This window comes from Bacillus sp. FSL E2-0195, assembly GCF_038003645.1.
Classification (GTDB): domain Bacteria; phylum Bacillota; class Bacilli; order Bacillales; family Bacillaceae_G; genus Bacillus_A; species Bacillus_A mycoides.
Genome location: NZ_JBBOPN010000001.1, coordinates 5171123 through 5194398, shown reverse-complemented (window position 1 = coordinate 5194398; position 23276 = coordinate 5171123). Strand labels below are relative to the sequence as shown.

26 protein-coding genes and 1 pseudogene are annotated in these 23276 nt (G+C 36.3%); 17 read left to right on the top strand and 10 right to left on the bottom strand.

The window, feature by feature from the left end:
* Positions 1–106 precede the first annotated feature (106 nt).
* Complete coding sequence (locus tag MHH59_RS26965) at positions 107–1402, top strand: homoserine dehydrogenase (RefSeq protein ID WP_002130122.1); 1296 nt, start codon at positions 107–109, stop codon at positions 1400–1402.
* A 29-nt stretch (positions 1403–1431) separates the two neighbouring features.
* Here MHH59_RS26965 and MHH59_RS26960 read toward each other — a convergent pair whose 3' ends face one another.
* Positions 1432–2058: a YczE/YyaS/YitT family protein gene (locus MHH59_RS26960; protein WP_002130121.1), complete on the bottom strand. Its 627-nt coding sequence runs from the start codon at positions 2056–2058 to the stop codon at positions 1432–1434.
* Between the two features lie 98 nt (positions 2059–2156).
* Between MHH59_RS26960 and MHH59_RS26955 the strand changes: the two genes are divergently transcribed.
* The 5 genes from MHH59_RS26955 to MHH59_RS26935 are packed head-to-tail and all read left to right on the top strand — an operon-like array spanning position 2157 to position 6622.
* Positions 2157–3134, top strand: a complete 978-nt coding sequence (locus MHH59_RS26955) for a LacI family DNA-binding transcriptional regulator (RefSeq protein WP_002167305.1) — start codon at positions 2157–2159, stop codon at positions 3132–3134.
* Between the two features lie 10 nt (positions 3135–3144).
* Positions 3145–4026 carry an SGNH/GDSL hydrolase family protein gene (locus MHH59_RS26950; RefSeq protein ID WP_002167306.1) on the top strand — a complete coding sequence of 294 codons (882 nt, stop codon included), beginning with the start codon at positions 3145–3147 and terminating at the stop codon, positions 4024–4026.
* Positions 4023–4940 (top strand): ABC transporter ATP-binding protein, encoded by a 918-nt coding sequence (locus MHH59_RS26945; RefSeq protein WP_201057104.1) that lies wholly within the window; start codon positions 4023–4025, stop codon positions 4938–4940. The genes MHH59_RS26950 and MHH59_RS26945 overlap by 4 nt, the downstream gene beginning before the upstream one ends.
* On the top strand, positions 4933–5925 hold the full coding sequence (locus tag MHH59_RS26940; protein ID WP_002089839.1) for an ABC transporter permease: 993 nt from the start codon (positions 4933–4935) through the stop codon (positions 5923–5925). Before MHH59_RS26945 ends, MHH59_RS26940 begins: the two co-directional genes overlap by 8 nt.
* 19 nt (positions 5926–5944) lie before the next feature.
* The gene (locus MHH59_RS26935; RefSeq protein ID WP_201057103.1) at positions 5945–6622 is read left to right on the top strand and encodes a uracil-DNA glycosylase; all 678 of its coding nucleotides are present in this window, start codon (positions 5945–5947) and stop codon (positions 6620–6622) included.
* 38 nt (positions 6623–6660) lie between these two features.
* Here MHH59_RS26935 and MHH59_RS26930 read toward each other — a convergent pair whose 3' ends face one another.
* The 3 genes from MHH59_RS26930 to MHH59_RS26920 form a co-directional block, all read right to left on the bottom strand.
* Positions 6661–6954: a DUF3817 domain-containing protein gene (locus MHH59_RS26930; protein WP_000953390.1), complete on the bottom strand. Its 294-nt coding sequence runs from the start codon at positions 6952–6954 to the stop codon at positions 6661–6663.
* 209 nt (positions 6955–7163) lie between these two features.
* Complete coding sequence (locus MHH59_RS26925; RefSeq protein WP_002130116.1) at positions 7164–7985, bottom strand: Cof-type HAD-IIB family hydrolase; 822 nt, start codon at positions 7983–7985, stop codon at positions 7164–7166.
* A 205-nt stretch (positions 7986–8190) separates the two neighbouring features.
* On the bottom strand, positions 8191–9474 hold the full coding sequence (locus MHH59_RS26920) for a purine/pyrimidine permease (RefSeq protein WP_002167308.1): 1284 nt from the start codon (positions 9472–9474) through the stop codon (positions 8191–8193).
* A gap of 171 nt (positions 9475–9645) precedes the next feature.
* Here MHH59_RS26920 and MHH59_RS30900 point away from each other — a divergent pair, with 171 nt between their 5' ends.
* The 4 genes and pseudogenes from MHH59_RS30900 (at position 9646) to MHH59_RS26905 (ending at position 10735) form a co-directional block, all read left to right on the top strand.
* Positions 9646–9747, top strand: coding sequence for an ion channel (locus tag MHH59_RS30900; protein ID WP_002130114.1), 102 nt, complete (start codon positions 9646–9648; stop codon positions 9745–9747).
* Positions 9716–10009: pseudogene (locus MHH59_RS26915) on the top strand (cation:proton antiporter regulatory subunit); the annotation flags it as partial. The gene MHH59_RS30900 and the pseudogene MHH59_RS26915, both read left to right, overlap by 32 nt.
* Positions 10010–10015: 6 nt before the next feature.
* On the top strand, positions 10016–10303 hold the full coding sequence (locus MHH59_RS26910) for a YwdI family protein (RefSeq protein ID WP_001198367.1): 288 nt from the start codon (positions 10016–10018) through the stop codon (positions 10301–10303).
* 63 nt (positions 10304–10366) lie between these two features.
* Complete coding sequence (locus MHH59_RS26905; protein ID WP_002130112.1) at positions 10367–10735, top strand: DUF423 domain-containing protein; 369 nt, start codon at positions 10367–10369, stop codon at positions 10733–10735.
* Between the two features lie 31 nt (positions 10736–10766).
* On the opposite strand, the gene gerQ is transcribed toward MHH59_RS26905, so the two are convergent.
* From gerQ to hemQ, 4 genes are all read right to left on the bottom strand, one after another.
* Positions 10767–11204 (bottom strand): spore coat protein GerQ, encoded by a 438-nt coding sequence (gerQ, locus tag MHH59_RS26900; RefSeq protein ID WP_002068595.1) that lies wholly within the window; start codon positions 11202–11204, stop codon positions 10767–10769.
* A gap of 27 nt (positions 11205–11231) precedes the next feature.
* On the bottom strand, positions 11232–11654 hold the full coding sequence (cwlJ, locus tag MHH59_RS26895; RefSeq protein ID WP_002068596.1) for a cell wall hydrolase CwlJ: 423 nt from the start codon (positions 11652–11654) through the stop codon (positions 11232–11234).
* A gap of 174 nt (positions 11655–11828) precedes the next feature.
* Entirely contained in the window at positions 11829–13106 is a 1278-nt protein-coding gene (locus MHH59_RS26890; protein ID WP_002167310.1) for a serine hydrolase, read from the bottom strand.
* A gap of 195 nt (positions 13107–13301) precedes the next feature.
* Entirely contained in the window at positions 13302–14045 is a 744-nt protein-coding gene (gene hemQ / locus MHH59_RS26885) for a hydrogen peroxide-dependent heme synthase (RefSeq protein ID WP_001287592.1), read from the bottom strand.
* A gap of 278 nt (positions 14046–14323) precedes the next feature.
* Here hemQ and pta point away from each other — a divergent pair, with 278 nt between their 5' ends.
* Positions 14324–15295: a phosphate acetyltransferase gene (pta, locus tag MHH59_RS26880; protein WP_000067219.1), complete on the top strand. Its 972-nt coding sequence runs from the start codon at positions 14324–14326 to the stop codon at positions 15293–15295.
* A 69-nt stretch (positions 15296–15364) separates the two neighbouring features.
* Here the strand turns inward: pta and MHH59_RS26875 are convergent, their stop codons facing one another.
* A complete protein-coding gene (locus tag MHH59_RS26875; RefSeq protein WP_340852840.1) occupies positions 15365–16210 on the bottom strand; it encodes a lipoate--protein ligase family protein in 846 nt (281 codons plus the stop codon).
* Between the two features lie 127 nt (positions 16211–16337).
* On the bottom strand, positions 16338–17033 hold the full coding sequence (locus MHH59_RS26870) for an RsfA family transcriptional regulator (RefSeq protein ID WP_002016365.1): 696 nt from the start codon (positions 17031–17033) through the stop codon (positions 16338–16340).
* 289 nt (positions 17034–17322) lie between these two features.
* Between MHH59_RS26870 and MHH59_RS26865 the strand changes: the two genes are divergently transcribed.
* The 6 genes from MHH59_RS26865 to MHH59_RS26840 all read left to right on the top strand — a co-directional run bounded on the left by MHH59_RS26865 (position 17323) and on the right by MHH59_RS26840 (position 23275).
* Entirely contained in the window at positions 17323–17547 is a 225-nt protein-coding gene (locus MHH59_RS26865) for a DUF1450 domain-containing protein (protein WP_000526075.1), read from the top strand.
* A 237-nt stretch (positions 17548–17784) separates the two neighbouring features.
* A complete protein-coding gene (locus MHH59_RS26860; protein ID WP_000388282.1) occupies positions 17785–18840 on the top strand; it encodes a FecCD family ABC transporter permease in 1056 nt (351 codons plus the stop codon).
* On the top strand, positions 18837–19853 hold the full coding sequence (locus tag MHH59_RS26855; protein ID WP_002130107.1) for a FecCD family ABC transporter permease: 1017 nt from the start codon (positions 18837–18839) through the stop codon (positions 19851–19853). Before MHH59_RS26860 ends, MHH59_RS26855 begins: the two co-directional genes overlap by 4 nt.
* Positions 19854–19868: 15 nt before the next feature.
* On the top strand, positions 19869–20681 hold the full coding sequence (locus MHH59_RS26850; RefSeq protein ID WP_000212073.1) for an ABC transporter ATP-binding protein: 813 nt from the start codon (positions 19869–19871) through the stop codon (positions 20679–20681).
* 205 nt (positions 20682–20886) lie between these two features.
* A complete protein-coding gene (locus MHH59_RS26845) occupies positions 20887–21825 on the top strand; it encodes an ABC transporter substrate-binding protein (RefSeq protein ID WP_340852834.1) in 939 nt (312 codons plus the stop codon).
* Positions 21826–21970: 145 nt separating this feature from the next.
* The gene (locus MHH59_RS26840) at positions 21971–23275 is read left to right on the top strand and encodes an HD domain-containing protein (protein WP_002130105.1); all 1305 of its coding nucleotides are present in this window, start codon (positions 21971–21973) and stop codon (positions 23273–23275) included.
* The last annotated feature ends 1 nt before the right edge of the window (position 23276 follow it).

Sequence of the window (23276 nt, the reverse complement as noted above, 5' to 3'; positions counted from 1 at the left end):
GTAAAGATTAACCTTTATTTTTCTTAATATTCAAAATACATTGTTTTTCAGATTTTTTGTCTATATAATGGCATCTAAACACAATTTTTGAGGGGTGGACAGTATTATGAAAGACATTCAAGTGGGGTTATTAGGTCTTGGGACAGTTGGTAGTGGTGTAGTTCGTATTATTACAGATCATCAAGAACGACTTATACACCAAGTAGGTTGTCCAGTGAAAGTAACGAAAGTATTGGTGCAAAACATTGAGAAAGAGAGAGAAGTAGACGTGCCTTCTACTCTATTAACACAAGATGTGAATGAAATTTTAGATAATCCTAATATTGATGTTGTCATTGAAGTAATGGGCGGCATTGATGATGCAAAAGCATATATTTTACAAGCTTTAAAAAGCGGGAAGCACGTTGTGACTGCAAATAAAGATTTAATGGCGTTACACGGAGCGGAACTCTTAGCGGTAGCAAAAGATAATAAGGCTGATTTATTTTACGAAGCAAGTGTAGCTGGAGGGATTCCAATTTTACGAAGCATCGTAGAAGGACTTTCCTCAGATCTTATTACGAAAGTAATGGGAATTGTAAATGGAACGACAAATTTTATTTTGACGAAAATGTCAGACGAAGGGAGAGCATATAACGACGTGTTAAAAGAAGCTCAGCAGCTTGGATTTGCAGAAGCAGATCCAACATCAGACGTAGAAGGTTTAGATGCAGCAAGAAAAATGACGATTTTGGCTACCCTCGGTTTCTCTACAAATGTAGAGCTTGGAGATGTGAAGGTAAAAGGAATTACTTCTATTACAGCAGAAGATATTGAATATAGTAAGAGCTTAGGCTATACAATTAAATTAATTGGTCTTGCAAAGCGAGATGGCGAGAAATTAGAGGTTACAGTTGAGCCAACTTTACTTCCAAATGCACACCCTCTTGCGGCAGTGCAAAATGAATATAATGCTGTCTATGTGTATGGTGAAGCGGTAGGAGAAACGATGTTTTATGGACCGGGAGCAGGAAGTTTACCGACAGCGACAGCTGTTGTTTCTGACCTAGTTGCTGTAATGCAAAATATTAGGCTTGGTGTAAACGGAAATAGTGCGGTAGTCCCGCAATATCAAAAGGTACTAAAAGAGCCAGATGAAATTGTTGTGAAAAAGTTTTTAAGACTTCATGTGAAAGACGAAATTGGTGTGTTTGCAAAAATCACATCATTGTTCTCTGAGCGCGGTGTTAGTTTTGAAAAGATTATTCAAATGCCACTTGAAGAGAAAGGGAAAGCAGAAATCGTAATCGTAACGCATCGTGCTTCTCTTGCGGATTATGAGTACATTCTACATACATTGCAATCGTATGAAGAAATAGATTGTGTGAAAGCAAATTATCGAATTGAAGGAGATGCTAAGTAGTATCTCTTCTAATAAAACGAAAAAACCTATTAAGCGGCTTGCTTAATAGGTTTTTTTCTATTTAAAATTTGCGTACCAACTTGAATAAAAGCTTGAATAATCCAACCTGTTGTAAAGGATAAGATAATTGTTCCAAAATAGATTGGCCCATCTAATAAGAAGCTTAATGTTAAAAATAAAAAAGCTAATGAAATTTCTGTTCTTCTAAATGTCCATTTCTTTTTCTCAGCAACAGTTAAAACGAAAGCCTCTTGAGGTGCTGCGCAAAGGTTAGTAGAGACGTAAAGACCAATTCCGGCTCCGACGAATAGATTTCCGCAAACAAGTGTTATATATTTTGGAAGAGAGCGGATAATGTCCATAATAGTCGTAATAGAACCAACCCAATCAACAAAAAGAGAAATAAGAATCATTGTGACAATTGTGCCGATTGTAATTTGTTTTTTGTCCCAAAAGAGTACGATCAGGGTAAAAACAAAGTTAATCATGAAAATCCAAAAACCAATACTTATCCCAAAATTTTGATATAGTGCAATAAAGAAGGAATCATAAGGGCTAAGTCCAAAGGAAGTAATTGTCGTCATCATATTAATACCGATGGCGAGAATGAGTAAACCGCCAATGAAAAATATATATTCTAGTTTGAATCGAAGCATAGTTGTATATCCTTTCAAAATGTATTTGCTAAGAAAGGATATACTGTGGAAAGCTTACCAGGTCAAGCGAGAATTTTTGAGGGGAAGGGGAGAATGAGATGACTAATATAAGAAAGATTGCTGAACTTGCTGGTGTATCTGTTTCAACTGTTTCACGTGTACTCAATAATCATCCGTATGTGAATGAACAGAAACGAAAAGAGATTTTAGCGATTATTGAAGAATTAAATTATACGCAAAATGTGAATGCGATTCATTTAGTGAAAGGAAAAACGAATGTAATTGGCGTGTTATTGCCGCACGTAAATGATCAATATTACAGTGCCATTATTGGGGGGATATCAAAGGAAACCGCAAAGAACAATTATAATATGATGCTTTGCCAGACAAATTATAGCGAGGAAAAAGAGCTTGAAATTTTACATATGTTAAAAATGAAAAAGCTTGATGGAGTAATTATATGTTCACGGACAAATAGTAAGGAAAAACTTGAAGAGTATACGAAGTTTGGTCCAATTGTGATGTGTGAAGAAATAGATTCAAAATTCATTTCGAGTGTACATATTGATTACTACAAAGTATTTTTGCGCGGGATGAAAAGCTTAATAGATGCTGGTCATACACGTATCGGATATTGCATTGGAAGAAGTAATAGTATTAATAGCCAGAGGCGAAAAAAGGCGTATGAAGATTCACTTCAACAGATTGTTGTAACACCGTTAGATGCCTGGAAGTTTAAGGGCTGTTTTACGGTGGAAGATGGGCGCAATGTAGTCAGGGAATGGGCTCGTATGTCTGTAAAACCGACGGCTTTTCTTGTATCTTGCAATCATATTGCTGCAGGAATGGTAACGGAGGCGAAAAAACAAGGAATTCGTATCCCAGAGGATATTACGATTATCGGATGTGATGATCAAGAGGTGGCAAATATATTAGGTATTACGACGATTTCGCATTCTAGTAAAAATGTTGGTGTAAAGGCATTTGAATTATTATATGAAAAGATTAATGATGAGGAAATAGATGTGAAACATGTAGAGTTATTACCAGGTTTGGTAGATAGGGAAACGACATAATAGAGAAGGTGTGAAAATCGCTTTTCGAAAATTCGTTTGGTATAATTATGGACAATCTATAGGGGCTAAAAGGGGTTTTGATATGAGATCAAAATTAGTAAAAGTAATTCTACTCATTACAATTGCGTCTTTCTGTTTATTTGCATACGGTTTTGTTTCGGGTGTAAATGATGTATTAAATCCGAAAGCTTCAAAATTAATTACGAAGACTGACGTATTGGAAAAAGAGAAAAAGAAAACAGGAACGTTACAAGTAGTTAGTTTAGGTGATTCGTTAACGCGCGGCGTTGGTGATAAAGAAGGAATTGGCTATATTGGACGAATGAAAGAGAATTTACAAAAAGATTATAAACAAAAAGTTGCACTAAGCAATTTGGCAGTTAGTGGTGCGAAAATGCCCGATTTATTAAAACAAATCGAAAGCAGCGGAGCTCAATATTCAATTAAGCAAGCAGATGTAATTGTTTTAACAATTGGAGGAAATGATTTGTTCCCAGGATGGGAATCGCTCGGAAAGATAGATTTAGAGACGTATCGTCCTGATACGGAAACGTTTCAAAATGAAGCGAAGAAAATTATAGAAGAAATTCGTAAATTAAACACAGATAGTCCTATTTTTTGGCTAGGTTTATACAATCCTTTTGAGGATGTAGAAGATTTAAGAGGTTCATCAAATATTGTTGTTGATTGGAATGCTTCTTTAGAGAAGTTAGCATTAAATGATAAAAATGTATATATTACACCGACATTTGATTTATTCCAAAATCGTGGGAAAGATTTATTATACTCCGATCATTTTCATCCGAATGAAGTAGGCTACACATATATGGCAGAGCGATTAGTCCAAAACGTCGTAAGTAAATTAAAACTAGAGCAAGGAGGGATAAAATGACGACGATACTTTCTGTACGAGACTTGAAGAAGGTAATTGGAAAGAAGACGCTTGTAGAGGACATTTCATTTGATGTAAAACAAGGAGAAGTGTTTGGCTTTTTAGGACCGAACGGAGCCGGGAAAACGACAACAATTCGAATGTTAGTCGGACTGATTAAAGCGACAGAAGGTACTATTTCTATCGGTGGTTATTCTATTAAGGAAAATTTCAGAGAAGCGATGCGTCAAATTGGAAGTATAGTTGAAAACCCAGAGCTTTATACATATTTAACGGGATGGGAAAACTTAAAGCAATTTGCGCGCATGCTTGATGATATATCAGATGAACGTATTATTGAAATTGCAAAAATGGTTCATTTAGATGAGCGTATTCACGATAAGGTAAAAACATATTCCCTTGGTATGAAGCAGCGTCTTGGAATTGCACAGGCGCTGCTTGGAAACCCGAAATTGCTCATATTAGATGAACCGACGAATGGTTTAGATCCAGCTGGGATTAGAGAACTTAGGGAATTTATACATAAGCTTGTAAAAGAAGAAAATATGAGTGTATTTATTTCGAGTCACTTGCTAAGTGAAGTGCAACTGATATGCGACCGTGTTGCTATTATTCATAAAGGAAAAATGATAACAGTTGCACCTATTGAAGAGTTGATCAAAACAGCGAGTGATCGTGTGGAATGGGTCGTTACACCGATTTCCAAAGCGAAAGACATGTTAGACGCTGCTGAAGAGATAGAGGAAGTTAGTGTAGAAGATGAGCGTTTATTATGTCGTATGGATGTTGCGTCTATTAATGTTTGGAATAAGCATTTTGTAGAAAACGGGATAGATGTACATAGCGTCAAAGAGCTTGTATTTACGCTAGAAGATTTATTTATTGAACTCACAAGGGGTGAGCAACATGCGTGAATTTGCGAATCTAGTTTTAAATGAATCAGAAAAGATTTATCGTAAGAAACGAATTGTTGTTGTCATGCTTATTTTAGCAATCTTGATTCCACTTTTTGTGTATGCTCAGTATCGTGAAATAGAAACGACGCAAAAAAGGCTTGGTACGACCGATTGGAAAGTATCATTACAGCAACAAATTGTTGATTCACAAAACCGCTTGAACAATTCTAGATTGCCAGAAGAATGGCGGGATTGGTTAAAAGTAAGAGTGGAACAACAACAATATTATTTAGATCATAATATTAATCCGACTGCGCCAGGAGCACCGACATTTGTGAGGGCGTTTATTGAACAAGGAATAACGTTATTTATTCCATTGCTCGTTATGATTGTCGCCATTGATATTGTTTCAGGAGAACGAAGCGATGGTACGATGAAAATGCTTCTGACGAGGCCAATTCGGCGCTGGAAAATACTCCTTAGTAAATATGTGACGATGTTATTTTTCATTTCGCTCATATTGCTTCTTGTCGGTTTGTTTGCTTACGCATTATCAGGGCTTGTATTTGGATACTCTGGATGGAATTTACCTGTGTTAACAGGATTCGTCATTGATAAGGAAACGTTAAATACGAACTTTGTCCACCTTATTCCGCAGTGGCAATACATTTTAATGGCGTACGGACTAGCTTGGTTTGTTGCTATCGTTGTTGGAACTATATCATTTATGGTCTCTGTTTTAATTCGTAATACACCAGCTGGTATGGGCGTTATGTTAGCTGCGTTAATTGCAGGCGGCATTTTAAGTTCATTCGCAACGTCTTGGGAAGGTGCGAAATACATTTTTAGTGTCAACTTATCGCTAACGGATTATTTATCAGGAAAACTGCCTGCATTACAAGGATTATCAATGGGATTTTCTTTAATAAATTTAACGGTTTGGGCAGTAGTATCTCTTATCATTTCGTTTGTAGTATTTACAAGGCAGGATATGGTGAATTAATTGGATAGGAAGTGAAGGCATGGAAAACATTTTGCAGAATGATTGGGGACCATTACTGGGGCCAGAATTTGAGAAAGAATACTATCAAAATTTAGCTAACTTTTTAAAAGAAGAGTATGAGGAGCATGTGATTTATCCAAAGGTAGAAAATATTTTTAACGCTCTAGAGTATACAAGTTATGAAAATACAAAGGTCGTTATTTTAGGACAAGACCCATATCATGGACCGAATCAAGCGCATGGTTTAAGCTTTTCGGTACAACCTGATATTAAAACGCCGCCATCATTGCTAAATATGTATAAAGAACTTCGAGATGAATATGGTTATGAAATTCCGAATAACGGTTATTTAGTAAAGTGGGCGGAGCAAGGAGTTTTATTATTAAATACTGTGTTAACGGTTCGTCAAGGTGAAGCAAATTCTCATAAAGGAAAAGGATGGGAGCATTTCACAGATCGCGTAATCGAGTTATTAAATGATCGTAAAAAACCAGTTATTTTCATATTATGGGGACGTCATGCACAGGCGAAGAAAAAGTTAATTACGAATACGAATCATTATATTATCGAGTCCGTACATCCAAGTCCATTATCAGCAAGACGAGGTTTCTTTGGAAGTAAGCCGTACTCTAAAGTAAATACGATTTTAGTTAATATGGGCGAAAGAGAAATTGATTGGGAAATTCCAAATTTATAAATAGAAAAGGTAGTTAACAGTTGTTAACTACCTTTTTATTATTGTTGTTCGTTCTTTAGTTTTGCATCTAGTACAAAAGTACCAAATGGGATAACTGATGAAACGAATGCCCCAAGTGCCCATAAAATTGATTTACGGTGTACGATTGTTACTTGAATTACCGCAAAGATGAATAGAATAAATAAAACGCCATGAGCCATGCCTGTAATTTTAACAGCTGTTGCAAACCCTGCAAAATATTTTAATGGCATTGCTACAAATAATAGTAATAGGAAAGAAATCCCCTCAATTAAGCCGATTGCTCTTAATCTTCCGATTGGTGTAGATAACATGAAGTAGCCTCCTTTAATGTATGCTTGTATATAGTAAATTTGTATTCTTTTTCAAAATGAAATAGTCTATTTTGTTTAATTATATACAAAAAGAAAGTTTACACTACGAGAATAGTGCAAAGTTCAAAATATAGTCACAAAAGCATTGCAATTTAAATAAAAACCTATTTGAAGTATTTGACTTCAAATAGGTTTTATGAATGAAAATATTAAACAAGCGCTTCGCTTTTTAGTACAAATTTCTCTACAACTTTAGCAACACCATCGTTCATATTTGTATCTGTCACATAGTTTGCGATTTCTTTAATATCATCGGGTGCATTGCCCATCGCAACGCCAAGACCAGCAAATTCAATCATCGCTTGATCGTTATAGCTATCGCCCATTGCGATAACTTCTTCGCGTTTAATACCAAGTTTTTGGATTAGTTGGTTTAGGCTTGTTCCTTTTGTAACACCATGTTCAGTAAATTCTAAGAAGAATGGTTTAGAACGCATAACGCTTAATTGGCCTTCTAGTTGTTTTTGTAGTTTCTTTTCTACTTCAACAAGACGTTCAGCTTCTTTGTTCATTAATACTTTTACTACAGGCTCTGTTACAGCGGCTTTAAAATCATCTACTACAACGATTGGCATACCAGTAATGTCGCCCTCAATTTCAGTATACGGATTATTTTCTTCCGTTACGATATCATCGCCAATATAAGTATGAATCCATACGTCTTCAGTTTTACTAATTTCAAATAGGTTGTGAACGATTTCAGGAGATAGCGTACTACTGAAGATTTCTTCATTTGTTTTACAATTAATAATTTTTGCGCCGTTAAAAGATAGAATGAAGCTACCGTATTCCTCTAAACGAAGTTCTTTTGCAACATTGCGCATACCAAACGTTGGGCGCCCAGAAGCAAGTACAACTTTAACTCCTTGCTCTTGTGCTGTCATTAAAGCCTCTTTCGTACGAGGTGAAATTGTATGGTCGTCGCGTAATAAAGTATCATCTAAATCTAAAACAATCATTTTATAAGTCATATAGAAAATTCCTTTCTTTGTTGAAATAGAAATAAATTTTTATGAAGATAGTGGGGAATATATAGTAAGACATCGAACTTCTTTGCATGAAACTAGGAGAAGTTCTGCATTGTTAGTATAAATTATCATGAGCGTGTTGCCCATGATAATTTATTATTATCGTAACAACTCTAAAGATAGAGTGCAATAATGGAAGTTTTCCAATTTACGATGGTTGTTTTTCGTGCGAACGAGAAAATAATATTTCCAGCAAGATAGCCATTACAGATCCAAGAACAAGACCGTTACTTAAAAATGATGCTAAAAATGGTGGTAGCGTAGAAAACGCTCCTGCTGGAACGAACATAACGCCGACTCCTGTAAAGATTGAAAGACCTGCTACTTTAAATAATTGTTCTTTATTTTGTACAGTGTCATATTCGCGGAAAGCGAGACCAATCATGCTTGCAAATACAGGATAAATCGCAGCATACCCAACTGCAACGGGGATGGCTGCAAAGAATGAAGTAATCTTTGGGAATATACTAACAAGAATGATAAAGCTTGATCCTAACATAAATGGAAGGCGCTTATAAATATTTGTCGTTGCAATAAATCCTGCGGATCCAGAAATGGCAACAGGACCAATGGCTGAAAATAGACCGCCTAGCAATTGATTTATTCCTGTTATAATGCCAGCTTGTTTGAAGCGATTCTCCGCAGCATCTTCTTCATACTTAGAAACAACCTTTTGTACAACGCGAATACTTGCTAACATATTTGTTAGAAGTAGTAGTGTGACGAAAACTACCGTAATTGCCATGTTCCATTCAATGCGAGGCATTCCGAAAACGAACAGAGATGGAAGACGAATTATATCTGTCACAGGTGTTACTGGATTAGATAATCCGAAGCACGCAAATAATATCCAGCCGCAGACGATACTGAAAAGAACGGAATATTGTCCAATAATAGGTAGCTTCATAATGAAAAAAGATAGTAAAATAACAATGAGTGAAAGAATAAATACCTTTGGCTGTACTTCTGTATGTTGTCCATCAAGGCCAAACATGCCTTTTAAGAAGGAGCCACTAAGTTGTGCGACCAAAAGGAATAAATACGTTCCAATTACTGTCGGTGTAAAGTAACGAACTAGTTTATCAATAAGTCCAAAAACACTAAGAATAATACAAATGATGCCACTTAATAGGAAAGCGTACTGAAGGACCTTAAGTGTTTCATTGCTTGATCCAAATAATACGACGCCTAAACTTGCATACAAGGAGAAAATTCCCCACCAAAGGCCTGCAGGACCTTCTTGGATAGGAAGTTTATGACCAAATATAGCTTGCAAGAGACCGGCAAAACCGAGAACAAATAATGTTCTTTGTACAAACGCGATAGCTTCAGCGCCATCAAGGCCGTAACTAGTTGCGACACTAATTGGTACAATAAGACTTCCAGCTAAAATAAATAGTGCCCATTGTAAGGCAGAAAGAAATAGCTTCATTATATCAACCTCTTTCATAGATTCCGTTTTCTAGTATATACGTATTTCATTTCCTCTGGCAAAGATTGTAGATAGAGAAAAGAGTTGAAACATAATATGAATGTACGGAAGCAATTATGGATAGCGATTATATGTATGACTTTTGTTGTAATTCTAGGAATGCTATGATTTATGACAATTGAAGAGATTAGCCTGTTTCAAGCATTTTGGATGACGATGATTACTGTATTAACGGTTGGATATTGCGAATCCGTTAACAGTGCATTATATTGATACAGTATTGTATGGAATAGAGCAATCATTTGTAATTGAAGAAATTCAAGTTGGTAAAGGTTCTAACTTAGCTAGTAAATCGTTATTAGAGAGTAATGTGAGAAATCAATTTGGTGTAACAATTTTAGCGATTTTAAGAGATGGGTATATTATCCATAATCCAACGGGGCAGGAAAAACTGCAAGAACATGATATGATAATAGTATTTGGTTCAGTGGAGAAACTGAGGCAATTTGAGAAAGAACTACAAAGTAAGAGGTGACAAGGAATGCAAGTATCTAGCGATAAGGTTTTAAATAAAATGGCGAGTGAAATTGCAAAGGCAAAAAGTAGTGAAGGACAAAAATCAAAAGAGCATTTATTAGTTGTGCGTGCACTATGTGATTTATTATTAGATGAACAAGTTGAGCCTTCTACGTATAGAGAACCACAAGTTCAATCACAAATAATCGGATCTCAGCCTATAACAACAGTTCAACCGGTTATGCCAGTTTCTGGAGAACCTGTGTATATAAAAGAAGAAGGTGCAAATGGTAATTCTTTATTTGATTTTTAGGGATTAAATCGTTTGGATTATATGTGAAAATTGCTTATGATAAAAATAAAAAGGGGAATTAAGATGAAAATTTTCTTTTTACTAGGTTGTATTGCAGCGGGGCTATCTGTTGCATTAGGGGCTTTTGGAGCACATGGTTTAGAAAATAAAATTTCTGCAAAAATGTTAGAAGTGTGGAAGACGGGCGTTACATATCAAATGTTTCATGCAGGTGGCTTATTCGTAATTGCTCTATTAATGGACAAAATGCAATCATCACTTTTAAACACTGCAGGTTGGCTTATGGTAGCTGGGATTATTATGTTCTCAGGCAGTCTTTATGCATTAAGTACAACAGGTATTAAATTCTTTGGCCCAATTACACCCCTTGGTGGTGTAGCGTTTATTGTGGCGTGGATTTTAGTCGGAACTGCAGTTGTAAAAGGGTTATAAAAAACAAAAGCTGGCATTCGCCAGCTTTTTTTTATGGTCTTGGAGCATAAGTTGCTTGTTGACCAGGTAAATACGTAATTTCTCCTGGGAATTCTACATAATCTAAATAAATCATTAGTAGTAAAAAGCGTTTTCCAGATTTCGGCTCACTAATTACGATATGATCACGGCCAGCTGCCTCGATGATCCCTGTATAAGATTGTGTACCAAGCGAACTACCGCGTTCATAAGTCATTACAACTGTAGCTGGCTTACCCTTATTTAAACGAAGGATGTTTTCAATATACGATTGCTCTAGTGGTAACATACCTTGAGAAACTGCAAGTTGAGCCTGAGCAGCTTGTTGTTGCATCGCTTGCTGTTGTTGCTGTTGCTGCTGTTGTTGTGGGGTCATTTGTTGTGGTTGCACATAAGTTCCGGATGGTTGATAAAAACCTGTTCCATAGTATGGGTTTTGTTGCTGTGCCATTCAAAAATCCCTCCTCATTTTCATTCCTTAATATACGCCAGGACAATCTTCACCAGATGGTTGGAAGAAGCAGTGCTTTTTAAAACGTCCTGAATTTTGTTGGTTATACCAAGTTGGCGGGCAAGGACCTTCAGGCCTAAAGAACCATAAGGAAAAGTTGGCGGGCCAAAAACGTTGTCCCTGAATTGTCCGGCGGGCTAAGGCGATATCTTGTTCTCTCGCTCGTTGATAAAAATACCCTTTTTGAGTTGCTTCAAAACCACCAGGATTTTGATAAACCATCTGACGTAAATTTCGGACTTTTTTAAAGTCTAAGCAATCTCCGCGGACACGATTTACGCCGACATTTCCAACCATTAACATGCCTTGTTGTCCTTCTCCTTCAGCTTCGGCACGCATGAGTCTAGCTAATAACTTTACATCTTCTTCTGTATGCGCGATAACACCCATTATGTGTCACCTCTCTTTTTGGAATACCCTTCGGAAAGAGGTTTTTTCTAGATGAAGTGTGGAACAATTACTAGTTCATACGTATGAGAAAAAGGACGCAGATATGACAACCAAACGAAGTTTTACATCTAGAGGGGAAAATAAAAAAAGCTAGCGTGAGCTAGCTTTTCATCATTAAAATACTTTAGACCATAAATTTGAGAAGAAATCGCCAATTGAACGCATTGTTAATACGAACCAATTTGCTTTTTCTACTTCTTCAGTCGTTTTTGCAATAACTTTTATACTTTTATTTCCGTCTAAGAAACCATATTTATCAGATGGTTCTAAGACGATTGAACCTACCTTTGCATCTTTCTTAATAGGAGCAACTAAATGCTCATCTTCAGCAAGTGATTTATCTGCTTCAGTAGAAATTTTGTAAGGGGATTTGCTACCTTTTGCAGTAACTACTGTCACTTCTTTTTCTGGTGCAACTGTTACGTAGTCTTCTTTTCCTTTTACTACAGAAATTTTGTTGTTTTTATCTATTTTTAATTTCTGTTTTTCGAAGTTATTAAATCCATATTCAATTAATGCGCGAGATTCTGTGAAACGTTCGTCCATTGATTTCGTTTTAATAATAACAGATATAAGACGTAAATCACCGCGTTTTGCTGTAATGGTAAAACCATACCCAGCTGTATCGGAACTTCCTGTTTTTAAACCATCTGCTCCTTCATAAGAGAAAGCAGCACCTGGTAACATCCAGTTCCAATTTTCCATACGAATTGGTTTTGGATGATTATCTGGGAAGTTTCTAAATCTTTGTTTTGTATCCTCTAGCATTTCTGGATACTTTGTAATAATTGTTTTTGAGAGAATACCCATATCGCGAGCTGACATGGAGTTTTCTCCATTCGGATCAGTTCCTTCAGGATGTTTTCCTTTTAAATCAGCGTTATTTAACCCAGTAGCGTTTACAAATTTATATTTCTTTAACCCTAGTTTTTTCGCATGTTCATTTGCGAGATTTAAGAAGTTCTTTTCACTTCCTGCAAGTAATTCTGCTAAAGCAATACTAGATCCATTTGCAGAGAAGATAACGATAGAATGGTATAATTCTCTTACAGTATATTGACGTCCTTTTTCGAACGGCACGTTAGAGAATTCATTATTACGTGAAACTTCATAAGCGTAATCAGAAATAGTTACTTTCGTATCCCAAGTGATTTTTCCTTCTTTAATTGCTTCTAATACGGCATAAATAACAATTAATTTTGACATACTAGCGATAGCTAGTAATTCATCTGGATTTTGTTCATGCAGTATTTTTCCTGTATCCGCATCAAATAGCAGTGCAGCAGCTGCCTCTATATGTATTTTTTCTTCTGCATGGGATGTTGTTACTCCTAAGGAAGAAATTGACAATAGAGACGCTAGTAAAATAGACAAGATTTTCTTCATATACATCATCACCTTCGCATCGTTATTAGCATATAGCTCGTACCATTTTAGCATAAATTTGGATATAGAAAGGTTACAATTTTGTAAGGAAATTGAAAAGAATTTGTCGATTTTTATTCAAATTTGCAGAGAAAAGAAGTTTTTTGTGGGTAAATATAGAGGATAATAAAAAAAGGAACGAAATTCGTTCCTTTTTCATTATTATATGTGTAAAAATTTCTCTACTTTTTCGTCTGGTAAAATGTTCCCAACGAAGAATGTACCGAATTCACCGTAACGGGCACTTACTTCATCGAAGCGCATTTCATATATAAGCTTCTTAAATTGAAGAACATCGTCAGCGAATAATGTTACGCCCCACTCGAAATCGTCGAATCCGACTGATCCTGAAATTACTTGGCGTACTTTCCCTGCGTATTGGCGACCGATTTTACTGTGACTGTACATCATTTTTTTACGTTCTTCCATAGGAAGCATGTACCAGTTGTCATCACCTTGGCGACGCTTGTCCATTGGATAGAAGCAAATATGATTTGCTTTTGGTAACTCAGGATATAAGCGAGCTAAGATTTGTGGGTTTTGGTATGGATCTTCATCAGCTGGAAGGTAGTTGCTTAGTTCAACAACAGATACGTAAGAATATGCAGGAACTAAATATTCAGCTAATGTTGTTTTATTTAATTCTGTTTCGATTTCATTTAACTCTTCCATTGTTGGACGTAAGATCATAAGCATAATATCTGCTTTTTGACCAACAACTGTATACATTGCATGACTGCCTTTTTTTGCAGTAGCTACTTCGTTCCATTTTTCAACGACATTTAAAAATTCAGACACTGCTTGTCCGCGTTCGTCACTAGATAATGTTTTCCATGCTGCCCAATCAATAGAACGTAAATCATGTAAACAATACCAGCCATCTAACGTTGTTGTTGCTTCACTCATTCTATTCACCTCAGTTAATGATATTTTACACGTTAACTATAGCATATATAGGATTAAAAACATCTACATAAAGTTTCAGCGCATAAAATTGTCACATTTAAATTTACTTGAAAATAGGAGGAGATAAGGCTTAAAGGGGCTTTATTTCTATGCTGAATTTTATGAAAATATAATCATTTTCATTTTATCTATTTTTTGGGAGCTATAAGTTTAAAATATAGAGGAAAAGCAGTATTCTTAAAGATAGAGTTTTTTAACATATGTAGGAGGGTTTATTCGTGAGCAACTTATTTACAACAGTAAAAGAAAAAGTTCAAGGAAAAGGCATTTCTATCGTACTTCCTGAAGGAACTGATGAAAGAATTTTAGGCGCTGCAGAGCGTTTAGCAAAAGAAGAGTTAGTAAAACCAATCTTAGTTGGTAATAAAGAAGAAATTAGCGCAAAAGCAGCTAGCATGAACTTAACATTAGCAGGCGTTGATATTTATGACCCAGCTACATACGAAGAAATGGATGCAATGGTAGCATCTTTCGTTGAACGCCGTAAAGGTAAAGCAACAGAAGAAGATGCTCGCAAAATCCTTAAAGACGAAAACTACTTCGGTACGATGCTTGTATACATGGGCAAAGCACAAGGTTTAGTAAGTGGTGCAGCTCACTCTACAGCTGATACAGTTCGTCCAGCACTTCAAATTATTAAAACAAAACCAGGCGTTACAAAAACTTCAGGCGTATTCATCATGGTACGTGAAGAAGAGAAGTATGTATTCGCTGATTGCGCAATTAACATTGCACCAAACAGCCAAGATTTAGCTGAAATTGGTATCGAAAGTGCGAAAACTGCTGAACTATTCGGTATTGACCCACGCGTTGCTATGTTAAGCTTCTCTACAAAAGGTTCTGCGAAATCTCCAGAAACAGAAAAAGTGGTAGAAGCAACTCGCATTGCAAAAGAAATGGCTCCTGAATTAACTTTAGATGGAGAATTCCAATTCGATGCTGCATTCGTACCATCTGTAGCTGAGAAGAAAGCTCCAGGTTCTACAATTAAAGGTGATGCTAACGTATTCGTATTCCCAAGCTTAGAAGCTGGTAATATCGGCTACAAAATCGCTCAACGCTTAGGTAACTTCGAAGCAGTAGGACCAATCTTACAAGGTTTAAATATGCCTGTAAATGATCTGTCTCGTGGATGTAACGAAGAAGAAGTGTACAAGTTAGCTTTAATTACAGCAGCTCAAGCACTTTAATTCTATAACGAATTAATATGAAAAAAGACCATCCTATTTCTTTTGAAATGAGGGTGGTCTTTTTGGTTTCTATTTTTCTAAACCAAGTGCCTTATTATTACGGTCAATAATACGTTGTAAATTCGTCTCATATAAAGGAACTTCATCTACTGTTAGCTGAGATGGTGTTAACTTTGGCGCGAATTGTTGCAACGTTTTTAAAAGGCGCATCATTAAATCTTGCACTGTAATTGTTTCGCCAAGTAATTCAGATAGTGAAGCCATCGTACTCGGTACAATTTCAGGATACGTAAATCTTGTTTCTTCGCCTTGAATTGCTACGTTGTAAAAATCACGAACGAGTGCGGCACGCTCAGATCCGCTTCCTGTCGCACATAAGTAAATTTGTACAGCAACGCCTCCGCGAATACGACGCTGAGAAATACCAGCAAATTTTTGATCGCGAATGCTCAAATCGTAGCTACCAGGACAATAAGAACCAACAATTTCTTTTGCTTCGATAGTAACATCGTAATCTTTTAACATTTCCTTAATTAAATGCCACATCGTATCGTATCCAAGGTCGATATCGATACCCTTTTCTGTTTCTGGGAATAAAAGTGATACGTTTAAAACACCTTCATCAAGTACGACAGCAAGTCCACCAGAATTACGAACGATAACATTGAAGTCGTTTTCTTTTAAAAAGGAAATACCTTCTTCTAAATGTGGTAGGCGTGAATCTTGAATGCCAAGAACAATTGTATTGTGATGAACCCAAGAGCGCATTGTTGCAGCGGATAGACCATTTCCAATACTTGTGCATAACGTGTCATCCATTGCGAATGACTGAAGTGCATGGAAAGTTGGTCCTAAACTAGACTGATCTACAATACGCCACTCTGGCTGAGATAAAATCGAACGGGAATTGCTCATATAACTAACCCCTTATTTTTAAAATGACAATCTCTATTATAGCAAAAAATGTAGAAAGGGGTTTTCTCATATATAAATGGGAGTTTAGAGGTGAAAGAATAAAAAGGATGCATTGCATGCATCCTTTTTATTCTGCAATTTTTTCTAAGTTACCGTTTCGATCCATGCGGAAAGATGTTTGTGAGCGTTCCTCATCATCCATTACTGCTAATTTACGAGCACGGTTCATAATATTCATAAGTGTTTCGTAATCCTCTTGTACAGTATGAGATTGTTGTTCTAATTTTTCTAGTTTCTTTTCTAGTTCTTCATTTCGCAGGATTTGCGTTTTAATTTCTTGTTTCAATCTCGTATTCTCGTTTTCAAGAGCTGTTACTTTTATATTTGAAGATCCAACTGTTTGTAAAAAGTAAATAACATCTTGCATTGTTATTGAGCTTTTTGGAGCAGGGACAGTCGGCTTTTGATATGGAGTAGCTTCTGTATATTGAACAGCTGTTTCATACGGTACGTGTTCTTCATAATCAGTTATCGCCGCCGCTGAAGCTGGTGGTGTGTAAAGCAAACGTTTTTTTGTCTGTTCACCGCCCGCAGCACGCATTTTATCTTTACGATGTTTTTTTGCTAGTTGAAGAGCTTGTTCATAGCTATAGCGAACAACAGCATTCCAGCGGAAACCACAAGCAGCAGATGTGCGATTTAACTGATCTCCTACTTCTTCAAAAGCATTTAATTGAGTACTTCCTTCTCGAACATGGCGAAGCACCGTTTCAGCAAGTAATAAATCGTCCTCGTCTGTCCAAGCATCTTGTCTTACTTTCATAGATTCAACTCCCTTTCTTTTTATGAACTTCCTATTTTTATAATGGGCAAAAAAATGAGCTTTTATACAAAGCTTTTAAAAATATGGTAGATTTCAATGAAGAGAAGAAATGTGGCTATGAATGATGAAAGCTTTTGAAGGAGAAAATATAAAAAATAGGTGGCTTTATATAGGAATAGAGCTACGCCCGGAGACTTGCAACAAGCTTCAAAGAGCGGTAAAATACCATTTAGTGTTTATTTTTAAATGTACTTGTGAAAAGTTTAAAATAGAGGAAGTGTTATATATAATGGGAAACGAATTTCGTGTGTGTGATGATTGTCAGGCAACGAACGTTAAAACGTTGATTCCGAAGTTGAAAAAAGTAGATTCATGTGCAACGATTGAGGTTGCATGTCAGTCTTACTGTGGCCCTGGTCGTAAAAAATCATTCGCGTTTGTAAATAATCGTCCAGTTGCGGCTCCAACAGAAGACGAATTAATTGTAAAAATTGAAGCAAAATTAAATAAGTAAGAAAAAGAAGAGTGAACAGATTACTCTTCTTTTTTTATGTCCATAAGATAGCGTTTTGTATGAATTCGTATTTCAAAATAATGGTTGACAGTCTTTTGACGTGGTAGGTAGAATAGAAAGTGTCTGATTCTGATAATCATTATCACGAAAAAGGTCAATTCACCTAATTTTTTTATTATTATTTGAGAATAAATTTCATTTTATTAAATATATGTTGTTGGTTAGGATGGTTGAGGGATGGAAGCGAGCGCAAGGAGTATAGAACAGCAAGATGTGAATGTTAAAGAGATTAAGAGCAGACCGCTCGTTGCTTCTATTATTTTAATAGCAGGCACAATTTTGTTAGCTTTAAGTATGGCAGTTTCTATTTCGTTTGGTGCAGCAGATATTAGTTTAAAGACCGTTTGGCAAGCTGTATTTCAGTTTGATGGTTCCATAACGCACCATAACGTAATTCAAGAACTTCGCATGCCTAGAGCAATAGGGGGCGTAGTTGCAGGTGCTTTTTTAGCGGTATCAGGTGCAATTATGCAAGGTATGACACGAAATCCACTTGCATCTCCATCGTTAATGGGGATTACAGATGGTGCTGTATTCGGAATTGCAATTATGTATGCATTCTTCCCTAATTCACCTTATTTAATGTTTGTTATCGCATCTTTTATTGGAGCTGCGTTTGGAGCGAGCATTGTATATGGTATTGGGTCTTCTTCACCAGGTGGATTAACGCCTGTAAAATTAGCTTTAGCAGGTGCAGCAATTAGTGCTTTATTAGGGGCAATTTCATCTGGAATTGCATTGTATTTCAACCTTGCCCAAGAGGTAAGTATGTGGAATGCAGGCGGTGTTGCCGGAGTGAAATGGCAAAGTATTAATATGTTAGTACCGATTGGTCTTGTTTGTCTCATTATAGCAATTATGATGTCGAGATATATCACAATTTTAAGCTTTGGTGAAGAAATTGCGATTGGACTTGGTCAAAATACGACATTAATTAAATTTATCGGAACAGTACTTGTTCTTGTATTAACAGGTTCTGCGGTTTCTATGGCAGGATCAGTTGGATTTGTTGGACTTGTAATTCCGCATATGACTCGTTTCCTTGTAGGCTCAGATTATAGATGGGTTATTCCATGTTCTGCGGTCTTAGGTGGATTGCTAATTGAATGTGCAGATATGTTATCTCGCGTTATTAATCCACCATTTGAAACGCCAATTGGAGCAATTACAGCGCTAATTGGGGTGCCATTCTTCCTCTACTTAGCACGTAATGAAGGGAGAGGAAAGATGTGAGGACGAGCGTCTTAACAAAAAAGAACGTTTCTATTTTAACGATTTTAGTAGGATTAATTGTTGCTGTATTTTTAATAAGTTTAAATACAGGAACATTTAAAATTCCTCCAATAGATGTATTGAAGTCACTAGTTGGATTAGGTGCAGAAGATCAATCTGTTATTTTATTTGAATTTCGTATGCCGCGTATGGTTATTGCTATATTAGTTGGTTCTGCATTAGCTATGTCAGGTGCAATTTTGCAAGGGCTATCACGAAACCCACTTGCTGATCCAGGTATTATAGGTATTAACGCCGGAGCGGGATTAACAGTTGTTGTATTCGTCTACTTTTTCTTTGGAAAAGTTGGAACTGGTACATTTTTATCTGTATTTATCCTTCCATTCTTCGCGTTAGTTGGTGCGATATTAGCAGCGGTTATTATTTATTTACTAGCATGGAAAGACGGTGTTTCATCAACTCGATTAATTCTTGTTGGTATCGCTGTTGCAGCCGGATTTGGTGCGGTTAGTTTAATTTTCTCTATGAAGATGACATCTAACGACTTCCGTTTTGCAACGATTTGGTTGGCAGGAAGTTTATGGGGAACAGATTGGAAGTTCGTACTAAGTGTACTCCCATGGATGATTATTTTCTTACCACTTGCCATTAGTAAAGCGCACATATTAAATGTAATGAATTTAGGCGACTCTACAGCAGTTGGCCTTGGTGTAAACGTAGAAAAGGAAAGACGTAAATTATTATTTATTGCAGTTTGTTTAGCTGGTGCATCTGTTGCGGTGGCGGGAGGCATTGGTTTTATCGGTTTAATGGCTCCGCATTTAGCGAGACGCCTCGTTGGTGGTAAACATCAAATTATGTTACCAACGGCTGCATTAATAGGAACGTTCTTGCTTTTATTTGCAGATGTAATTTCAAGAAGTGTGTTACCAACTTCAGAAATACCGGTCGGTCTTGTTATTTCTGTAATTGGTGCACCATATTTCATATATTTACTTATGAGGACAAAATAAAGGGAGGCTTTTTGTATGGCAACTTTAGCAGTTGATGCGGTATCTGTTGGGTATAATGAAGGGTTAATTATAGATGGATTAACAGTTGAAATTCCGGAAGGACAAATTACAACGATTATTGGACCAAATGGTTGTGGGAAATCCACATTATTAAAAACGGCTTCTCGTATTTTGAAAGCAAAACGAGGTACTGTTTATCTTGATGGAAAAGCAATTGAGAAACAGCCAACGAAAGAAATCGCAAAGAAAATGGCGATTTTACCACAAACTGCAGAAGTGCCAACAGGCCTTACTGTGTTTGAACTTGTTTCATATGGACGTTTTCCTCATCAAAAAGGATTTGGAACATTGAAAGAAGAGGATTATCGCTACATTCATTGGGCACTTGAAGTGACGGGGATGACAGAATTCGCAAATCGTCCAGCAGAAGCTTTATCAGGTGGTCAACGTCAACGTGTATGGATTGCGATGGCTCTTGCACAAGGAACAGATTTACTTGTGTTGGATGAACCAACAACATACTTAGATATGGCTCATCAACTTGAAGTATTAAACTTACTGAAGAAATTAAACAAAGAAGAAGGCAGAACGATTGTTATGGTTATTCACGATTTAAATCATGCTTCTCGTTTCTCTGATCATATGATTGCATTAAAAGCAGGTAAGTTAATGAAACAAGGAACGCCAGATGAAGTTATGACGAGTGAAACACTTCGTAACGTATTTGAGATTGAAGCGCAAATCGTTCCATGTCCAGTAAACTGTAAACCAATTTGTTTAACATACGATTTAGCGATGATTAATAATCAATTGCGTAAAAAAGCATAATTAATAGAATTTCCCCCTCTTAAAGAGGTGAGAGGGGGAGTTCTAATGGACGTTGAGCTTCTTACCCACGGATGGGAAGTTGAACGCCCGTTAGAACGGGTTATAAACAACAATTAATAAATATATATTAATTAATTAATTGTTGTTTTGTTTCTTATAGTTACATGCAAATTATAAGAGAAATACAGCTAGAAGGAGTCGGAATATGAAGAATTTTAAAATGGCACTATTAGCAATGGTACTAGTTGTTACTTCTGTACTATTTGCAGCTTGTTCTAACAAAGAAGAAGAAAAGAAAGCAGATGCGAAAACTGAAGAGCGCACTGTACAACACGCAAAAGGGGAAATTAAAATCCCTGCAAATCCAAAGAAAATTGCTGACCTTAGTGGTTCAACAGAAGAATTATTAATTTTCGGTATGAAACCGATTATTACTGCAAATACAACACAAGAAAAAATTGATTCACATATTGAGAAGAAATTGAAAGGTGTAAAACCGGTTGGTTCTGCGTGGGGCGATAAAATTAACATCGAAGCAGTGGCTGCTGCAAAACCAGATTTAATTATTGTAAACAATCGTCAAGAAAAGATTTATGATCAATTATCTAAAATTGCACCAACAGTTATGTTAAAAACTCCATTAGACCAATGGCGTCCAAAATTCGAAGAAGTAGGTCAAATCTTCGGTAAAGAGAAAGAAACAAAAGAATGGTTCAAAAAGTATGATGAAAAAGCAAGCAAATTACATGACAAAATCGTTGCTAAAACTGGCGATGCAACATTCATGAAAATGGCTGCATATCCAAATGCATTCCGTGTATACGGTGACTACGGTTACGGTAGCGTAATCTTTGGTGATTTAAAATTACCAGCAGTTAAAGGTACACCAACTGATAAACCGTTAGTACAAATACAAAAAGAAGCTTTAATTGATTACAACCCAGATTACTTATTCGTATTTACAACTGGTGACGGTTCTCAGCGTCTAAAAGAATTCCAAGAAGAATCAATTTGGAAAAATATGAACGCTGTTAAAAACAACCATGTATTTACAATCAGTAATGAAGATGTAAACAAAGGATACTTCCCACTAGGTAAAGAAATGATCCTAGACGAAGTTACTGAGTTCATTTTAGGAAAATAATATATAAAGAAAAATCACCTTTGTTTTGGTAAAGGTGATTTTTCTTTATATAACAGGAATTAATATAGTCTTTCATTTCTTTCTGTTTCCTATATCGTTTATAATATATAGTAAGAATGCAGTAAAGAAAGGGGGATGTCGGAAAGTGGTATATTTAAACGACAAACTCAGCGAAACAAAAGTGTTTAAAGACCCAGTACATAAATATGTACACGTGCGTGATCGCGTTATTTGGGATTTAATCGGAACGAAAGAATTTCAACGCTTGCGCCGTATTAAGCAGCTTGGTACGACATTTTTTACATTTCACGGTGCAGAGCATAGTCGCTTTACTCATTCGTTAGGTGTATATGAAATTATTCGTCGTATGATTGATGATGTGTTTGATGGCAGACCGAACTGGAATGCTGAAGATAGATTGTTATGTTTATGTGCGTCATTACTTCATGATGTCGGTCACGGCCCATTTTCTCACTCGTTTGAAAAAGTATTTTCGTTAGATCATGAGAAATTTACGCAAAAGATTATCGTTGGTGATACGGAAATTAATCGTGTGTTAAGCCGTGTGGATAAGGATTTCCCGCAAAAGGTAGCAGATGTAATTGCGAAAACATCTACTAATAAATTAGCGATTAGTATGATTTCGAGCCAAATTGATGCCGATCGTATGGATTATTTATTAAGAGATGCATATTTTACTGGTGTAAAGTATGGGAACTTTGATATGGAACGTATACTGCGTGTCATGCGCCCGTACGGTAATCAAGTTGTCATTAAAAATAGTGGTATGCATGCTGTAGAGCATTATATTATGAGCCGTTATCAAATGTATTGGCAAGTATATTTTCATCCGGTAACACGTAGTGCAGAAGTAATTTTAACGAAGATTTTACACCGAGCTAAATCACTGCATGAGAAGTATTATGCGTTTAAAAATCATCCTGTTCATTTCTATTCTTTATTTGAAGAAGAAGTGACAGTAGAGGATTATTTAAAGTTAGACGAGAACGTAATGTATTATTACTTCCAAGTATGGCAAGAGGAAGAAGATCCGATTTTAAGTGACTTATGCCGTCGTTTTATGAATCGAAATCTATTTAAATATGTGGAGTTTACAGATAAGCACGGTTTAGATAATTGGATGGAGCTAAGTAGCTTATTTAAAAAGATTGGACTCGATCCAGAGTATTACTTAGTTGTGGATTCAACATCGGATTTACCGTATGACTTTTACCGCGCAGGAGAAGAAGAAGAGCGTCTGCCAATCTTACTTCTTATGCCGAACGGGGAACTTAGAGAGCTTTCGCGTGAATCGGATATTGTTGAGGCGATTACAGGTAAGAAGCGAACGGATCAAAAGCTATTCTATCCGCATGATTTAATCTATGAAGATGGAAGAAAAGGAAAATATAAAGAGAGAATTATCGAGTTGTTAGAAGGAAAGAAATAAG

What these genes read in the sequence shown, in the direction of transcription:
- MHH59_RS26905 (WP_002130112.1), top strand. Translation starts at nt 10,367, where the DNA reads ATGAAAATTTTCTTTTTACTAGGTTGTATTGCAGCGGGGCTATCTGTT.
- hemQ (WP_001287592.1), bottom strand. Translation starts at nt 14,045, where the DNA reads ATGAGTGAAGCAACAACAACGTTAGATGGCTGGTATTGTTTACATGAT.
- MHH59_RS26925 (WP_002130116.1), bottom strand. Translation starts at nt 7,985, where the DNA reads ATGACTTATAAAATGATTGTTTTAGATTTAGATGATACTTTATTACGC.
- MHH59_RS26860 (WP_000388282.1), top strand. Translation starts at nt 17,785, where the DNA reads ATGGAAGCGAGCGCAAGGAGTATAGAACAGCAAGATGTGAATGTTAAA.
- MHH59_RS26955 (WP_002167305.1), top strand. Translation starts at nt 2,157, where the DNA reads ATGACTAATATAAGAAAGATTGCTGAACTTGCTGGTGTATCTGTTTCA.
- MHH59_RS26945 (WP_201057104.1), top strand. Translation starts at nt 4,023, where the DNA reads ATGACGACGATACTTTCTGTACGAGACTTGAAGAAGGTAATTGGAAAG.
- cwlJ (WP_002068596.1), bottom strand. Translation starts at nt 11,654, where the DNA reads ATGGGTGTTATCGCGCATACAGAAGAAGATGTAAAGTTATTAGCTAGA.
- MHH59_RS26890 (WP_002167310.1), bottom strand. Translation starts at nt 13,106, where the DNA reads ATGTATATGAAGAAAATCTTGTCTATTTTACTAGCGTCTCTATTGTCA.
- MHH59_RS26850 (WP_000212073.1), top strand. Translation starts at nt 19,869, where the DNA reads ATGGCAACTTTAGCAGTTGATGCGGTATCTGTTGGGTATAATGAAGGG.
- MHH59_RS26920 (WP_002167308.1), bottom strand. Translation starts at nt 9,474, where the DNA reads ATGAAGCTATTTCTTTCTGCCTTACAATGGGCACTATTTATTTTAGCT.
- MHH59_RS30900 (WP_002130114.1), top strand. Translation starts at nt 9,646, where the DNA reads ATGACAATTGAAGAGATTAGCCTGTTTCAAGCATTTTGGATGACGATG.
- MHH59_RS26935 (WP_201057103.1), top strand. Translation starts at nt 5,945, where the DNA reads ATGGAAAACATTTTGCAGAATGATTGGGGACCATTACTGGGGCCAGAA.
- gerQ (WP_002068595.1), bottom strand. Translation starts at nt 11,204, where the DNA reads ATGGCACAGCAACAAAACCCATACTATGGAACAGGTTTTTATCAACCA.
- MHH59_RS26845 (WP_340852834.1), top strand. Translation starts at nt 20,887, where the DNA reads ATGAAGAATTTTAAAATGGCACTATTAGCAATGGTACTAGTTGTTACT.
- MHH59_RS26865 (WP_000526075.1), top strand. Translation starts at nt 17,323, where the DNA reads ATGGGAAACGAATTTCGTGTGTGTGATGATTGTCAGGCAACGAACGTT.
- MHH59_RS26930 (WP_000953390.1), bottom strand. Translation starts at nt 6,954, where the DNA reads ATGTTATCTACACCAATCGGAAGATTAAGAGCAATCGGCTTAATTGAG.
- MHH59_RS26875 (WP_340852840.1), bottom strand. Translation starts at nt 16,210, where the DNA reads ATGAGCAATTCCCGTTCGATTTTATCTCAGCCAGAGTGGCGTATTGTA.
- MHH59_RS26870 (WP_002016365.1), bottom strand. Translation starts at nt 17,033, where the DNA reads ATGAAAGTAAGACAAGATGCTTGGACAGACGAGGACGATTTATTACTT.
- MHH59_RS26910 (WP_001198367.1), top strand. Translation starts at nt 10,016, where the DNA reads ATGCAAGTATCTAGCGATAAGGTTTTAAATAAAATGGCGAGTGAAATT.
- MHH59_RS26965 (WP_002130122.1), top strand. Translation starts at nt 107, where the DNA reads ATGAAAGACATTCAAGTGGGGTTATTAGGTCTTGGGACAGTTGGTAGT.
- MHH59_RS26960 (WP_002130121.1), bottom strand. Translation starts at nt 2,058, where the DNA reads ATGCTTCGATTCAAACTAGAATATATATTTTTCATTGGCGGTTTACTC.
- MHH59_RS26940 (WP_002089839.1), top strand. Translation starts at nt 4,933, where the DNA reads ATGCGTGAATTTGCGAATCTAGTTTTAAATGAATCAGAAAAGATTTAT.